Annotated in this window: 9 protein-coding genes; 7 read left to right on the top strand and 2 right to left on the bottom strand. The window is 69.8% G+C overall.

Annotated elements, in window-relative coordinates; genetic code table 11:
* The first annotated feature begins 48 nt into the window (after positions 1-48).
* The 7 genes from leuS to CPZ01_RS14970 all read left to right on the top strand — a co-directional run bounded on the left by leuS (position 49) and on the right by CPZ01_RS14970 (position 12,647).
* Entirely contained in the window at positions 49-2,733 is a 2,685-nt protein-coding gene (leuS, locus tag CPZ01_RS05785) for a leucine--tRNA ligase (protein ID WP_096393855.1), read from the top strand.
* 72 nt (positions 2,734-2,805) lie between these two features.
* The gene (kynU, locus tag CPZ01_RS05780) at positions 2,806-4,245 is read left to right on the top strand and encodes a kynureninase (protein WP_096393854.1); all 1,440 of its coding nucleotides are present in this window, start codon (positions 2,806-2,808) and stop codon (positions 4,243-4,245) included.
* A 109-nt stretch (positions 4,246-4,354) separates the two neighbouring features.
* Positions 4,355-6,994, top strand: coding sequence for a PAS domain-containing protein (locus CPZ01_RS05775; protein WP_096393853.1), 2,640 nt, complete (start codon positions 4,355-4,357; stop codon positions 6,992-6,994).
* 112 nt (positions 6,995-7,106) lie between these two features.
* Complete coding sequence (locus CPZ01_RS05770) at positions 7,107-10,073, top strand: DEAD/DEAH box helicase (protein WP_172863935.1); 2,967 nt, start codon at positions 7,107-7,109, stop codon at positions 10,071-10,073.
* 71 nt (positions 10,074-10,144) lie between these two features.
* On the top strand, positions 10,145-11,650 hold the full coding sequence (locus CPZ01_RS05765) for a stage II sporulation protein M (protein WP_096393852.1): 1,506 nt from the start codon (positions 10,145-10,147) through the stop codon (positions 11,648-11,650).
* A gap of 90 nt (positions 11,651-11,740) precedes the next feature.
* Positions 11,741-12,094, top strand: a complete 354-nt coding sequence (locus CPZ01_RS05760) for a hypothetical protein (protein WP_096393851.1) — start codon at positions 11,741-11,743, stop codon at positions 12,092-12,094.
* A gap of 367 nt (positions 12,095-12,461) precedes the next feature.
* On the top strand, positions 12,462-12,647 hold the full coding sequence (locus CPZ01_RS14970) for a hypothetical protein (RefSeq protein ID WP_157745931.1): 186 nt from the start codon (positions 12,462-12,464) through the stop codon (positions 12,645-12,647).
* 101 nt (positions 12,648-12,748) lie between these two features.
* Here CPZ01_RS14970 and CPZ01_RS05755 read toward each other — a convergent pair whose 3' ends face one another.
* Together CPZ01_RS05755 and CPZ01_RS05750 are read right to left on the bottom strand one after the other, a co-directional pair.
* Entirely contained in the window at positions 12,749-13,732 is a 984-nt protein-coding gene (locus CPZ01_RS05755) for a replication factor C small subunit (protein ID WP_096393850.1), read from the bottom strand.
* Between the two features lie 105 nt (positions 13,733-13,837).
* Positions 13,838-14,761: a DUF5995 family protein gene (locus tag CPZ01_RS05750; RefSeq protein WP_096393849.1), complete on the bottom strand. Its 924-nt coding sequence runs from the start codon at positions 14,759-14,761 to the stop codon at positions 13,838-13,840.
* Positions 14,762-14,776 lie beyond the last annotated feature (15 nt).

Raw genomic sequence — 14,776 nt, 5'->3', positions numbered from 1 at the left:
TGGATGGAAAGCTATACGACGCCGAGCCGACCACGGATATATAAGCAGATGTCTCAGGAGGGATACGACCACGCGACGGTCGAGGAACGCTGGCAGGAGGCGTGGGACGACGCCGCCGTCTACCACGTCCCGGACGAGGCCTCGGACCCGACGTACGTCCTCGGGATGTACCCGTACCCGTCCGGGAAGCTCCACATGGGCCACGTCCGCAACTACACCATTACGGACGCGTACGCCCGCTACCGGCGGATGCGCGGCGACGACGTGCTCCACCCGATGGGGTGGGACGCGTTCGGGCTGCCCGCCGAGAACGCCGCCAAGGAGCGCGACACCAACCCCCGCGACTGGACGTTCGACTGTATCGACACGATGCGCGGGCAGATGAAGTCGATGGGGTTCGGCTACGACTGGGACCGCGAGGTCACCACCTGTACCCCCGAGTACTACCGGTGGAACCAGTGGCTGTTCCGCCGCTTCCACGAGGCCGGCCTCGTGGAGCGCCGCGACGCCGAGGTGAACTGGTGTCCCTCCTGCGAGACCGTCCTCGCCGACGAGCAGGTCGAGGGCGACGACGAGCTGTGCTGGCGCTGTGACACCCCCGTCGAGACCCGCGAGCTCGACCAGTGGTTCCTGAGGATAACCGAGTACGCCGACGAGCTGCTGGAGGCGATAGACGAGCTGGAGGGGTGGCCCGACTCCGTCCGCCAGATGCAGCGCAACTGGATCGGTCGGCAGCACGGGAGCGAGGTCGATTTCGAGGTGGAGGGCCACGGATCCGTCACGGCGTTCACGACCCGGATCGACACGATCCACGGCGCGACGTTCTTCGCGATCGCGCCCGACCACCCGATCGCCGAGGAGCTGGCCGCTGAGGACGCCGAGATCCGACGATTCATCGAGGAGGAGGCCGACCCCGACGGCGACGAGCCGAACGGCGTCGCGACCGGCCTCACCGCCACCAACCCCGTCACGGGCGAGGAGATCCCCGTCTACGTCGCCGACTTCGTCCTCTCCGACGTCGGGACTGGCGCGCTGATGGCGGTCCCCGCCCACGACGAGCGCGACCACGCGTTCGCGACGAAGAAGGGCGTCGAGATCCGGCCCGTGATCGCGCCGGAGCCGGACGACCCGGACGGGGAGACGGTCCCCGACGCTCCCGACGTGGAGGCGGAGGCGTTCACCGACGACGGGGTCGTCATCGACTCCGGCGAGTACACCGGCCTCGACAGCGAGACCGCCCGGGAGCGGATTACGGCCGACACCGACGCGGCGAGCGAGGCGACCCAGTACCGCCTGCGCGACTGGGGCATCTCCCGGCAGCGCTACTGGGGGACGCCGATCCCGATCGTGAACTGCGACGACTGCGGGGCGGTCCCGGTGCCCGACGAGGACCTGCCCGTCGAGCTGCCGGAGTTCATCAACACGACCGGGAACCCGCTGGACGCCGCCGACGAGTGGAAGGCGACGACGTGTCCGGACTGCGGCGCGCCCGCGACCCGCGAGACCGACACGATGGACACGTTCGTCGACTCCTCGTGGTACTTCCTGCGGTACGTCTCGCCGGACCTGGAGGACGCCCCGTTCGACCTCGACCGCGCGAACGACTGGATGCCGGTCGACCAGTACGTCGGCGGCATCGAGCACGCCGTGATGCACCTGCTGTACTCGCGCTTTTTCACCAAGGTGCTGGCCGACGAGGAGGGGCTCGACCACCGCGAGCCGTTCACGAACCTGCTGGCGCAGGGGATGGTCCAGCTGGAGGGCGAGAAGATGTCCAAGTCGAAGGGGAACGTCGTCTCGCCCCAGCGGATCGTCGACGAGTACGGCGCCGACACCGCGCGGCTGTTCATGATGGAGGCCGCCCAGCCCGAGCGCGACTTCGACTGGTCCGAGGAGGGCGTCAGGTCCACCCACCGCTTCCTGACCCGCCTCAGCGACCTCGTCGAGGCGTACGCCGCGGGCGAGATCGCGCTCGCCGGCGACGGCGACGCCGCGGCCGCCGACCGCGACGAGATCGACGACTACGTCGCCGACGAGACGGACGCCGCGGTCGCCATCGCGGGCGCGGAGTACGACGACTTAACCTTCAACGTCGCGCTCCGCGAGGCGCAGGACCTCGTGGGGACGCTCCGGAGCTACCGCGAGTACGCCGACCCGCACCCCGCCGTCTTCGAGCGCGGGCTCGACGTCGCGGTTCGACTGCTCGCGCCGGTCGCACCCCACCTCGCCGAGGAGCTGTGGGAGACGCTCGACCGCGACGGGTTCGTCGCCGAGGCGGAGTGGCCGACCGCGAGCGTCGACCGCGACACCGTCGAGCGCCGCCGCCGGCTGGTCGCGAACACCCGCGAGGACGTACGCGACATCGTCGAGGTCGCCGGGATCGAGGACCCCGAGCGGATCGACGTCGTCGTCGCGCCCGACTGGAAGTACGACGCACTCTCGATCGCGATCGACAGCGACGCCGACAACCTCATCTCCGAGCTGATGGGCGAGGACCACATCCGCGAGCAGGGGGACGCCGCCGCCTCGTACGGCCAAGACCTCCAAGCGAACCGCGAGGCGCTCCGCGAGACCCTCGACGGCGACGCCGAGTACGACGCCCTGCGCGCCGCCGCGTGGCTGATCGAGCGCGAGTTCGACGCGCCGGTCCGCGTCGAGCGCGCCGAGAACGTCGACGAGAGCGTGGTCAGCAAGGCGGAGCCGGGGCGGCCCGCCATCGACATCGTCGAGTAGCGCTCGGCAGCTCTTTTTTAAACTACCGCCCGACCCCGGAAACGCTTAGTCGCCGGCGCGGCGCCCTCGTGTATGGACGACCCGTACGCCCCCGCCCGGGACGCGCTCGCGGGCGAGGGGCTCGGCGGCGCAGACGGCGGGACAGCGGCCCGCGACGACGAGGCGAACGACGCCGACCCCGCCCTGATCGCCGCGCGCCTCGACGATAACGACCCGCTCTCCGAGTTCGCGGACCGGTACCGGATCCCCGACGACCTGCTGTACATGGACGGCAACTCGCTCGGGCCCGCGAGCGACGCCGCACTCGAGAGCCTCGACCGCGTCGTCGACGAGTGGCGCGACCAGCTCATCTCCGGCTGGACCGACGCCGACCCGCCGTGGTTCGAGGTCGGCGAGCGACTGGGCGACGCGCTCGCGCCGCTGGTGGGCGCCGACCCCGACGAGGTGGTCGTCAGCAACTCGATCACCGTCAACATTCACACCCTGATCGGCACCTTCCTCGACGAACTGCTCGCCGGGAACGGCCCGGAGCACGAGGGGGTCGCCGAGGCCGACGGGGAGTGGGCACCCGACGGCGACCCCGGCACCGACCCCGCCGTCCTCGTCAACGAGCTCGACTTCCCCTCCGACCACTACGCGATCCGGGCGCAGCTCCGCCACCGGGGGATCGATCCCGACGAGAAGCTCCGGGTCGTGCCGAGCCGCGACGGGCGGACGATCGACCACAGAGACATCGAGGCGGCGCTGGAAGCGCACGACGACGTGGGGATCGTCTTCATGCCGACCGCGCTGTACCGCTCCGGCCAGCTGTTCGACGTCGAGCGGATCGCCGCCGCGGCCCACGAGGCGGGCGCGTACGCCGGCTTCGATGCGGCCCACTCCGCGGGCGCCGTCCCGCACGAGTTCGACGACGCGGGCGTCGACTTCGCGGTGTGGTGTACGTACAAGTACCTCAACGCCGGCCCGGGCTCGATCGGCGCGCTGTTCGTCGCGGAGCGCCACCACGGGCTCACGCCCGCGCTGGCGGGGTGGTGGGGCCACGAGAAGGCGACGCAGTTCGAGATGAACATGGAGTACACCCCGGCTGACTCCGCGGGCGCGTGGCAGATCGGCACCCCGCCGCTGCTCTCGGCCGCGCCGCTGGAGGGCGCCGTCGAACTCCTCCGGGAGGCCGGTATCGAGCGCCTGCGCGAGAAGTCGCTCGCGCTCACGGACTTTCTCATCGCCCTCGTCGACGACCGACTCCCCGAGGTCTCGGTCGGAACCCCCCGCGAACGCGACGCCCGCGGCGGCCACGTCGCCCTCGAACACCCCGAAGCCGAGCGGGTGAGCGAGGCGCTCAAGGACCGGGGCGTGGTCGTCGACTTCCGCCCGCCGAACGTGGTTCGCGTCTGTCCCGCGGCCCCCTACACCTCCTTCGCCGACGTGCTGGAGGTCGTCGACGAGATCGAGTCGATCCTCGATTCGGGCGCGCACGAGGCGTACGCGACGAGCGAGGGCGGGGTGACCTAGCGGGCGCGGAACGTGGGAGTCCGCGGCCGGGGTCGACTGACGAGAGGGTTCTGCCGTTGACATCCGCAGTATTATCAGTCGAGGTGGCGTAGATAGTATAAGAGAGCCAATGGGAGGAGAGTCACACACAGCCGACGGAGCTGGTCGGTCCGGGACGGACGGTGACCGGGTGACCAACGCCTACGAGGCGATGTTCCGAGCGGCGGACGACGCGATATTTCTCCTTGACGTGGTGCGAAGGGACGGCGAATACGAGTTCACGTTCAAGCAGAACAACACCGCGTACCAGCAACAGACCGGGCTGACCGAGGACGCGATGTTCGGGCAGACGCCGCGGGAGCTCCTCGGGGACGAACAGGGGATCGCGGTCGAAGCGAACTACCGCCGGTGCGTCGAGGAGGGGACGACGATCGAGTACGAAGAGCGGCTCGATTTCCCGGCCGGGACAACGGACTGGCAGACGAAGCTGACGCCGGTCACGGAGGACGGAACGGTGACGCAGATCATCGGCGTCGCTCGCGACATCACGGAGCAGAAGGAACGCGAGCGGGAACACCGGCGGACGTACCGTCGGTTCCAGACGGTGTTGGAGACGATGTCCGCGGCGGTGTTCCTGAAAGACACCGACGGGCGGTACCTCCTAATGAACCAGGCGTGCCGCGACGTGTTCGACATCGACGAGGACCCCGTCGGAATGACCGACGAGGACCTCTTTCCGGAGGCCGTCGCGGCGCAGGCCCGAGCGGACGACCGCAGAGTGATCGAAGGCGGTGAGCAGATCGAGATCGAGGAGACGGTTCCGACGCCCGCCGGAGAGAGCGTTCGACTGACGCGGAAGTCTCCCGTATACGATGAGGAGGGATCGATCCGGGGAGTGTGTGGGGTTTCGACCGACATCACCGAACAGAGAGAGCGGGAGCGAACCCTCCAGCAGATCAAAGACCGACTCGAACTCGCGGTCGAGGGCGCGCAGATCGGCGTCTGGGACTGGGACATGACCACCGACGAGGTCGAGTTCAACGATCAGTGGGCGGAGATGCTGGGTCACTCGTCCGACGAGATCGAGCCGCACCTCGTCGCGTGGGAACGCCGCGTCCATCCCGACGACCTCGCAGCGGTCGAAGACGCCCTGTCTGAACACATGGCGGGCGAGACGGAGTACTACGACACGAAACACCGGATGCGAACCGCGGCGGACGAGTGGAAGTGGATCCGCGACGTCGGAAGGGTCGTCGAGCGCGACGACGACGGGGAGCCAGTCCGGGCCGTCGGAATCCACCTCGACATTGACGACCAGAAGCGGCGAGAGGCGGAGCTGGAGCGCACGCAAGCCCTCATCGAGCGCACCCAAGAGAGCGCGTCGATCGGTTGGTGGGAGGTCGACCTGGTCAACGAGTCGCTCACGTGGAGCGACGAGGTGTACCGGATCCACGAGGTGCCGGCCGACGAGACGGTGGAACTAGAAGACGGAATAGAGTTCTATCACCCGGACGACCGGGACGCGATCGAACTGGCGTTCGAGCGGCTGACGGAGGAGGGCAAGTCGTACGACCTCGAACTGCGGATCGTCACGGCGACCGGACGAACCCGGTGGGTCAGGGCGGTCGGCGATCCGCAGTTCAACGACGCGGGGGAGGTCGTCGGCGCGCTCGGACTGTTTCAAGACATCACCGAGCGGAAGCGGTACGAGATGGCCCTTGAGTCGACGCGCGAGGAGCTACGGACAGTCATCGACCTCGTGCCGGACCTGGTGTTCGTGAAGAACCGCGATGGCGAGTATCTCCTGGCGAACGAGGCGACGGCCGCGGCGTACGGACTGACGCCGGACGAGGTCGAGGGGAAGTCCGAAGGCGAGATCATCCCGGACGCCGACGACTCCGCGGCGTTCCGGCAGGACGACTTGGAGGTGATCGAGTCCGGGGAACCGAAGAACGTCGGCGAGGAGACGTTGACGACGGCGGACGGCGAAACGCGCATCCTCCAGACGGTGAAGATCCCCTACAGGGTGCCGGAAACGGGTGAAGACGCCGTTCTGGGATACGCCCGCGACGTCACCGACCTCAAGCGGTACGAGCAGACGCTCGAAGAGCAGCGGGACACCCTCATGCTGCTCAACCAAGTCGTGCGCCACGACATCCGGAATCAGCTGATGGTCGTCACGTCGTACACCGAACTGCTCGAGGACTCGCTACCGGACGACCAGAGCCGGACGTACGCGCGGACGGTCATCGGGGCGGCGAAGCAGGCGGCCGACATCACGGAGACCGCCAGGGACGTCACCGACGTGTTGCTACAGGTCGGAACCGACCAAGAGCCGGTCGATCTCCGCACCGAACTCAACCAGCAGATCGAACGGATCCGATCCAAGAAAGACCGCGCGACGGTCACGGTGAACGGATCGATCCCGGACGTGACGGTGTTGGCCGACGGCCTGCTGGAGGCGGTGTTCCGGAACCTGCTGACGAACGCGGTCGTCCACAACGACAAGCAGGTGGCCGAGATCACGGTTTCGACCAGTTTGTCGGAGGACGCGGTGTGCGTCTCGGTCGCCGACAACGGGCCCGGAATCCCGGACGATCACAAAGAGCAGATCTTTCAGGAGGGCGAGAAGGGACTGGAGAGCGGCGGAACCGGGATCGGCCTGTACCTCGTCAAGACGCTCGTCAACAGGTACGACGGCGACGTGTGGATCGAGGACAACGAGCCGACGGGGAGCGTGTTCGTCGTCAAGCTGCCGCTCGCCGAGTGATCGGCGAGCGACCCCTCCGGCGACGGCAGCGCTCGGCCGCGCGGTCAACCGTCTGAATCTCGTACAGCGACGGGCTTAATCACCCGAGCGCCCAACGTCCGACGATCAGTTAATGGCGGAACCGTCGGGCATGGACGCGTTCGCGCACCTCGGGAGCGAGATCCGCGAGGCGCTCTCCGACCGGGGGTTCACCACGCCCACCGAGCCCCAGCGCGAAGCCATTCCACCGCTCGCCGAGGGAAAGAACGCCCTCGTCCTCGCGCCGACCGGCACCGGGAAGACGGAGACCGCGATGCTCCCCGTCTTCGACGCGATCGTCGACGCCCGCGACGCGCCCGGCGACCAGCCTCGCGAGGGGATCTCCGCCCTCTACATCACCCCGCTGCGCGCGCTCAACCGCGACATGATGGACCGGCTTGAGTGGTGGGGCGAGACCCTCGGCGTCGAGGTCGCGGTGCGCCACGGCGACACCACCCAGTACGAGCGGGGCAAGCAGGCCGACGACCCGCCCGACGTGCTCATCACGACGCCGGAGAGCCTCCAGGCCATTCTGACGGGCTCGAAGATGCGCGTCGCCCTCGAAGACGTCGCGCACGTCGTGGTCGACGAGGTCCACGAGCTCGCCTCGGCGAAGCGCGGCGCCCAGCTCACGGTCGGCATGGAGCGGCTCCGCCGCGTGGCGGGCCCGTTCCAGCGCGTCGGCCTCTCCGCGACGGTCGGCGACCCCGAGGAGGTCGGGAAGTTCCTCGTCGGAACAGGGAAACGCGACCCCGACCGCGAGGGCGACCGCGCGTTCGAGACGGTCGAGGTCGCGGCCGGAACGCGGACGGACGTGCGCGTCCGCGACCCCGAGATCACCGACCGCGACGCGACACTCGCGGGCGAGCTCGCCGTCGACGAGACGACCGCGAGCCACGTCCGGACGATCCGCGAGATCGTCGCGAACCACGAGTCGACGCTGATCTTCGTCAATACGCGACAGACCGCGGAGGCGCTCGGCTCGCGGTTCAAGACGCTCGCGGAGAAGGAGCGGGAGGCGGCGGATAGAACCGACGGAGCCGAGGATCCCACCGAGATCGAGCTCCACCACGGCTCGCTGTCGAAGGAGGTCCGGATCGACGTGGAGGACCGGTTCAAGTCGGGCGAACTCGACGGGCTCGTCTGCACCTCCTCGATGGAGCTCGGCATCGACGTGGGCCGCGTCGACCACGTGGTCCAGTACGGGAGCCCCCGCGAGGTCGCACGTCTGCTCCAGCGCGTCGGGCGCGCGGGCCACCGCCGCGACCTCGTCTCAGAGGGGACCGTCGTGACGCAGGGCGGCGACGACACGCTCGAAGCGCTCGCCATCGCGCGGCGGGCGGGCGAGGAGCTCGTCGAGCCCGCGAACATCCACCACGGCAGCCTCGACACGGTCGCGAACCAGATCGTCGGGCTGGTGATGGACGAGGGCGACGTTCACGCGCGCGAGGCGTACGAGACGGTCACGAACGCCTACCCGTTCAGGGACCTCTCGGAGCCGGAGTTCCAAGAGGTCGTCCGCGAGCTGGACGGGAACCGCCTGCTGTGGCTCGACGAGGAGACGGACACGCTCGAAAAGTCGGGGGGCATCTGGCAGTACTTCTACGCGAACCTCTCGATGATCCCCGACGAGGCCACCTACGAGGTGTACGACATGTCCTCCAGACGCGGCATCGGGACCCTCGACGAGCAGTTCGTCGTCAACTTCGCCGGCCCGGGCGAGACGTTCGTCCAGCGCGGCGAGATGTGGAAGATCACGGAGATCGACGAGGAGGAGGAGCGCGTGAACGTGACGCCGATCCCCGACCCGACCGGCGAGGTGCCCTCGTGGGTCGGCCAGGAGATCCCCGTCCCGAAGCCGGTCGCCGAGGAGGTCGGTCGAATACGCGGCGAGGCCGCAGCTGCCCTGAACGCCGGCTCCACCCCGGAAGCCGTCGCGATCGACCTCGCGGAGCGGTACCCGACCGACCGAGAGACCGTCGCGGCGGCCCTGAAACCGGTCGTCGACCACGTCGAGGCCGGTCACCCGATCCCCACGGACGAGCGGATCGTGATCGAGGGCAGCGCGCGCACCGTCGCGGTCAACGCCGCCTTCGGCCACGAGGTCAACGAGACGCTCGCGCGCCTGCTCGCGGCCTTGGTCGGCCAGCGCGCCGGCTCGTCGGTGGGGATGGACGTCGATCCGTACCGGATCGAGTTCGAGGTGCCCCACGACGCCGGCGTCGGGGACTTCCGCGAGGTGCTGGAGACGACCGACCCCGACCGGCTGGCGGCGTACCTCGAACTCGCGGTGAAGAAGTCGGACGCGCTGAAGTTCACGCTCGCGCAGGTCGCCGCGAAGTTCGGCGCCGTCAAGCGGTACAAGGAGGGACGCGGAAAGTTCGGCGGCGACCGCCTGCTCGCGGCCCTCGAAGACACCCCCGTCTACGACGAGGCGCTCCGCGAGGTGTTCCACGCCGACCTCGCGGTCCCGGAGACGGCCGACCTGCTCGCGGGGATCCAGGCGGAGAGCGGCGGCAGCGGCGGCAGCGGCGGCCGCGGCGGCTCGCTCGACCTCGCGATCGCCCGCGAGCGCACCCCGCTCGGCACCGCGGGCCGCTCCGCCGGCACGGAGTTCCTCGTCCCGGACAACGCCGACGCCGACGTGATCGAGACGGTCAAAGAGCGGATTCGGGACGACCGGGTGATCCTCTTCTGTCTCCACTGCACGGACTGGAAGCACACGACGAAGGTCCGGCGCGTCCGCGACCAGCCCGAGTGCCCCGACTGCGGGTCCACCCGGATCGCGGCGCTGAACCCGTGGGACGAGGAGACCGTCGCCGCGGTGCGCGCGCCCGAGAAGGACGACGAGCAGGAGCGCCGCACCGAGCGCGCCCACCGCGCCGCGAGCCTCGTCCAGACGCACGGGAAGCGGGCGGTAATAGCCCTCGCGGCGCGGGGCGTCGGCCCCCACAACGCCGCGCGGATCATCAACAAGCTCCGCGAGGACGAAGACGAGTTCTACCGCGACGTGCTCAGACAGGAGCGCGAGTACGCGCGCACCCAGTCGTTCTGGGACTAGCTCCCCCCTCGCCGCTGTCCGGCGGCGGCTCGGACTCCCGTTTTTAAGTATCGGACGGCCGATCGGGAGACATGGACCTCTCCGCCGCCGTCACGGCAACGACAGCGACCCTCCGCCGACGCCCCGCAGACGTCCTCCCCTTCTACCTCCTCGGCACCGCGATACCGGTGATCGCCCGCCTCGGCACGTTCGCCGCGCTCGCGGGGATCTACCTCCACCTCGAACTCACCGGGCGACTCGCGGCCGCCGGCGAGGCGCTCGCCGGGGTCGAGCCGCCGCCGGACACGCAGGACGCCGAGGCGTTTCAGGCGTGGGCCGAGGGGCTGACGCCCGCGTTCGAGCCCCTGTTGACGCCGACCGTCGGGATCCTGTTCGCCGCCGGCGTGCTCGTCTCCGTCGTCCTCGCGGTCGTCGCGTACGCCGTCGTCTCTGCGGGCCAGCTCTCGGCCGTCATCGCGAGCCTCCGCGACGAACGGGGGCTCGTCGGCGGGATCGCGGGCGCCCGGTCGAGGTGGCTCACGTTCCTCGGGCTGTACGTCGCCGAGCTGCTCCTCTGGATCGGCGTCGTCGCGCTCGGGTCGCTCGCGGTCGGCGCGGCGTTCCTCGCGAACCCGTTCCTCGGGGCCGCGGTCGCGGTCGCCGCCCTCCTCGTCGGTCTCGTCGCCCTCGCGCTCGTCCGGATCCTCTTCGCGTTCGCGCCGGTGGCCGTCGTCGTCGACGACGCCGGCGTGGTCGGTGGGATCGAGGGCGCGGGCGGCTTCGTGCGCTCGAACCCCGTCGACGCCGCGGCCTACCTCGTGGTCGCGATCGGCGCGCTGGTCGCCGTCGCGTCGGTCGCCTCCGGGATCGCGTTCCTCGGCGGCGGCCCCGTCGTCGCGCTCGCCAGCGCGGTCGTCGTCGCGCCCGCGCTCGACCTGTTGAAGACCGTCCTCTACGGCGACTACCGCGGGACGGTCGACCCGGTCTCGCCGCCCGAGGCCGGCGTCCGCGCCCAGTTCGTCGGCGGCCTCCGCCGCGGGTGGCGCGAGCTGGCCGGGTTCGTCCGCTCGACGCCGGGCAGTCACGCCCTCGCGCTCGCGGTCGCGGTCGGCTTCGGCGCGGTCGGGTGGTACGCCGCCGCGCCGTTCGCCGAAACGGTCCCGACCTCGATCGAGGGGCGGATCGCCGGACAGATCCCGCCCGTGGCGACGCTGACGTACTTCGGGAACAACTGGGGGGTCGCGATCGCGACCGCCTTCTCCGGCGTCGGCCTCGCCCTCCCCGCGCTCTCGTCGCTCGCGTTCAACGGCCTCGCGCTCGGCGCCACCGCCGCCTTGGAGGAGAACCTCCTCGCGCTCGTCGCGTTCGTGGTCCCGCACGGGATCTTCGAGATCCCCGCGCTCATTGCCTCGGGCGCGCTCGGGATCCACCTCGGCGCCGTCTCGTGGCGGACGTTCCGCGGCCGCGCGAGCCGCGCGCGGCTCGCCGACGCCTTGGAGGCCGCGTTCTGGGTGACCGTCGGGCTCGGAATCTTATTCGCCGTCGCCGCCGTCATCGAGGGGTTCGTCAGCCCGTACTACTGGCGGCCGTTCCTGTGAACGGCGTCTGGTGACGTGCCGTCCGCGGCCTCGCCGCGGCCGAGCGCCCGGCCGCCCGCACGCTTATTACCGCGCGGTCGAAGCGACCGTATGCAGCCGTTCGTCGCCGTCATCCTCGTCGGCGTCCCGCTCGCGTGGCTCGTCGGCTTCGCCGCCTACGCGTACGTCGACGCGCCCAAGTACGGCATGAACCCGCGCAAGTGGGCGCTGATCGCCTTCGTCGTCCCGCTGTTCGGCTTCCTCGCGTACGTCTTCGAGCGCGACGAACTCGACTACGACCCCGAGGAGGACCCGTACGCCGGCGGCGACGACGGCCGCACCGGCGGCTTCGCGGTCCACGAGTCGCGCCAAGGCGAGAAGCGCCTCGGCCCCGCCGGAACGGAGGCGGACGGCGGCGACGACGAAGACGACGAGTGGAACGACCCGGACGGCGTCGACCTCTGAGAGGGCGACCGGACGGGTTCCGGTCGGCACGGATACGACGGCGAGCGATGCGACATTTAAATACCTGAGAGCGGGTGGCGTCGATGTTTATAAACAACAGTGCGGTCGGCGCGTGCCTCCGAGCGCCCAACGGGCGCGAGGAGCACGCGCGAGGGAGTCGGGCGGCCGGAGCGAAGCGGAGGCCGACCGACGAGGCTGGGGAGGCGTGAGGTGCGGTTGCTGTGCGGGGCGGGACTCAAAGGGGCAGTCGCCGGCGGCTTCGCCGCCGGCTGCCCGTGGCGCGTAGCGCCACGCTGCCGCGAGGACGGCGCAGACGACGTAAGCACCGCAGCGAGTGAGCGGAGCGAACGAGCGAGGAGCGCAACGAGTGTGCGCCGTCCTCGCGGCTGGGGCTTTGGCGGTGTTCGCCGTTGATCTACTCTTAGTTATTTATAAACGAGCGGCTGGAGCTTTGGCGGTGTTCGCCGTTGATCTGCTCTCAGTTATTTATAAACCAGCGGCTGGGGCTTTGGCGGTGTTCACCGGCGATCCGCAGTCAATCATTTATAAATGAGCCGCTGGGACTTTGGCGGTGTTCAACATCGTTCCGCTATCGCCCGATCTGTTATCAAATGCTTATAAACAAACGACCGGATCTCCGGCCCCAGTCTATCGCTATTCGTCCAATGAAAGCGCCGCGAGCAGCGACTCCAGCTGGACCTGCTCGTTGGCCCCCTCGGCGATCCGGTAGTCGGCCTCGCCGATGCGCTCCATCAGTCGCACCGCCTCGCGCTCGCTCAGCTCGAACTCCCAGACGGAGCGGTGGAGCTGGTCGATCACGTCGCCGCCGGCCATCCCCGTCTCGGTGAGCAGCGTGTCGAGGGTCGACCGCGCCCGCGCGAAGTCGCCGTTCAGCGCGTCGGTCACCATCGACTCGATCTCCTCCGGGCGCGCGGTCGCCGTGATCGCGTACACCGCCTCCTCGTCGACGACGTCGCCGGTCGTCGCCGCCGCCTGAAGCGAGTTGATCGCGCGGCGCATGTCGCCGTCGGCCGCGTAGACGAGGGCGTCGACGCCCGCGTCGGTCACCTCGATCCCCTCCGCGGCCGCGATCTCGCGGACCATCCCGCCGACCGCCTCGTCCGAGAGCGGCGAGAACCGGAAGACGGCGCAGCGCGACTGGATCGGGTCGATGATCTTCGACGAGTAGTTGCACGAGAGGATGAAGCGGGTGTTGTCGGAGAACTGCTCCATCGTGCGGCGGAGCGCTGCCTGTGCATCATCCGTGAGGCTGTCGGACTCGTCGAGAAACACGATCCGGAAGTCGCCGCCGAACGAGGAGCGCGCGAACCCCTTGATCCGGTCGCGGACGACGTCGATCCCGCGCTGGTCGGAGGCGTTCAGTTCGAGGAAGTTCCCGCGCCAGTTGTCCTCGCCGTAGATCTCGCGGGCGATCGCGGTGGCAGCGGTCGTCTTGCCGCTGCCCGCAGGCCCTGAAAAGAGCAGGTGGGGCACGTCGTTCTGCGCGATGTAGCTCTGGAGCCGCTCGACGATCTCCTCTTGTCCGTGGATGTCGTCGAGCGTCTGCGGCCGGTACTTCTCGATCCAGATCTCCCGGCCGGTCGCGGTCGCAGCCGGCTGCTCGTCGGCCTCGCTCATTGCCCGATCGGAGGGCCGGCGGGGTGATAAACGAACCGAGAACGCGACGCGACCCGGTCGGCGCTTGCTCCCCGGCCCCTCGCCTGACGCTCGCTCCTCCGTTCCCTACGTCAGCCGTCCGAACGCCTCGCGGAACCCGCCCGCGGCGTCGCCCTCGGTCTCCGCGTCCCGCAGGCGCGCGATCTCACCCGCGTCGAACCCGGGCGCGAGCACGACCGCGGCGGCGCCGGTCGCGACGGTCTCCGTCCGCCAGTCCACGTACGGCCCGCCGGCCCATTCCGGGAGGTCCGCCCGCAACACGGCGTTCCGCCAGGCGAACTCCCGAACGCCCTTTAACCCCAGCAGGGCCAGCCGGTCGTCGAGTGGGTCGAACAGCGCGTCGATCCCGGCGACGCCGACCGCGTCGTACGCCTCGACGAGCGCGTCCTGCGCCGTCTGGACGAGCCGCGCGAGGATCGCGTTTATCCGGTCGTGGTCTTCGCGCTTGGCGTCGCGGTCGGGGTCGATCCCCGCGTCGCCGAGCGTGTACGTGAGGTCGTACGTGATGTGCGCGTTGATGCCGAGCAGTGCGTCCTGCGCGACCAGCGTCTCTCCGCGGGCCGCGGCGGCGAAGGCGATCAGCCACGGCCGCGGGAGCGAGTCGAACGACCGGCGCTCGAACGCGACCAGCGCCCGCCGGTAGCGTTCCGCGAAGGCGACGAGGTACGACGCCGCCCACTCGGAGTCGACGAACGCGCCGTCGTCGATTGCGCTCCGGACGGCCGCCGTCATCCGGCTGTACACCGTGAGGAACACCGCGCGCCGGTCGCCGCGCTCGCGGAGGTACGACTCGGTCCGCGCCAGCCGCTCGGCGACGTCGTCGACGGACGCGAACGGCTCCGACACCAGATCGAGCAGCGCCGCGTCCGGCTCCTCGCCCGCCAGCTCCGCGGCGATCGCGTCCCAATCGCCGTCGATCGCCCGGCTGAGACCGACGAGCAGCGCTCTCGCCTCCTCGGTCGTCGGGACGGCGGCGCGGATGGGGATCATCGGGGAGCCGACGGC

The sequence above is a fragment of the Halorubrum trapanicum genome (assembly GCF_002355655.1).
GTDB classification, from domain to species: Archaea; Halobacteriota; Halobacteria; order Halobacteriales; family Haloferacaceae; genus Halorubrum; species Halorubrum trapanicum_A.
This window is presented reverse-complemented; position numbering and strand designations above follow the sequence as displayed.

Coding starts and splice junctions, on each gene's coding strand:
- leuS (WP_096393855.1), top strand. CDS start 49: ATGTCTCAGGAGGGATACGACCACGCGACGGTCGAGGAACGCTGGCAG.
- kynU (WP_096393854.1), top strand. CDS start 2,806: ATGGACGACCCGTACGCCCCCGCCCGGGACGCGCTCGCGGGCGAGGGG.
- CPZ01_RS05775 (WP_096393853.1), top strand. CDS start 4,355: ATGGGAGGAGAGTCACACACAGCCGACGGAGCTGGTCGGTCCGGGACG.
- CPZ01_RS05770 (WP_172863935.1), top strand. CDS start 7,107: ATGGCGGAACCGTCGGGCATGGACGCGTTCGCGCACCTCGGGAGCGAG.
- CPZ01_RS05765 (WP_096393852.1), top strand. CDS start 10,145: ATGGACCTCTCCGCCGCCGTCACGGCAACGACAGCGACCCTCCGCCGA.
- CPZ01_RS05760 (WP_096393851.1), top strand. CDS start 11,741: ATGCAGCCGTTCGTCGCCGTCATCCTCGTCGGCGTCCCGCTCGCGTGG.
- CPZ01_RS05755 (WP_096393850.1), bottom strand. CDS start 13,732: ATGAGCGAGGCCGACGAGCAGCCGGCTGCGACCGCGACCGGCCGGGAG.
- CPZ01_RS05750 (WP_096393849.1), bottom strand. CDS start 14,761: ATGATCCCCATCCGCGCCGCCGTCCCGACGACCGAGGAGGCGAGAGCG.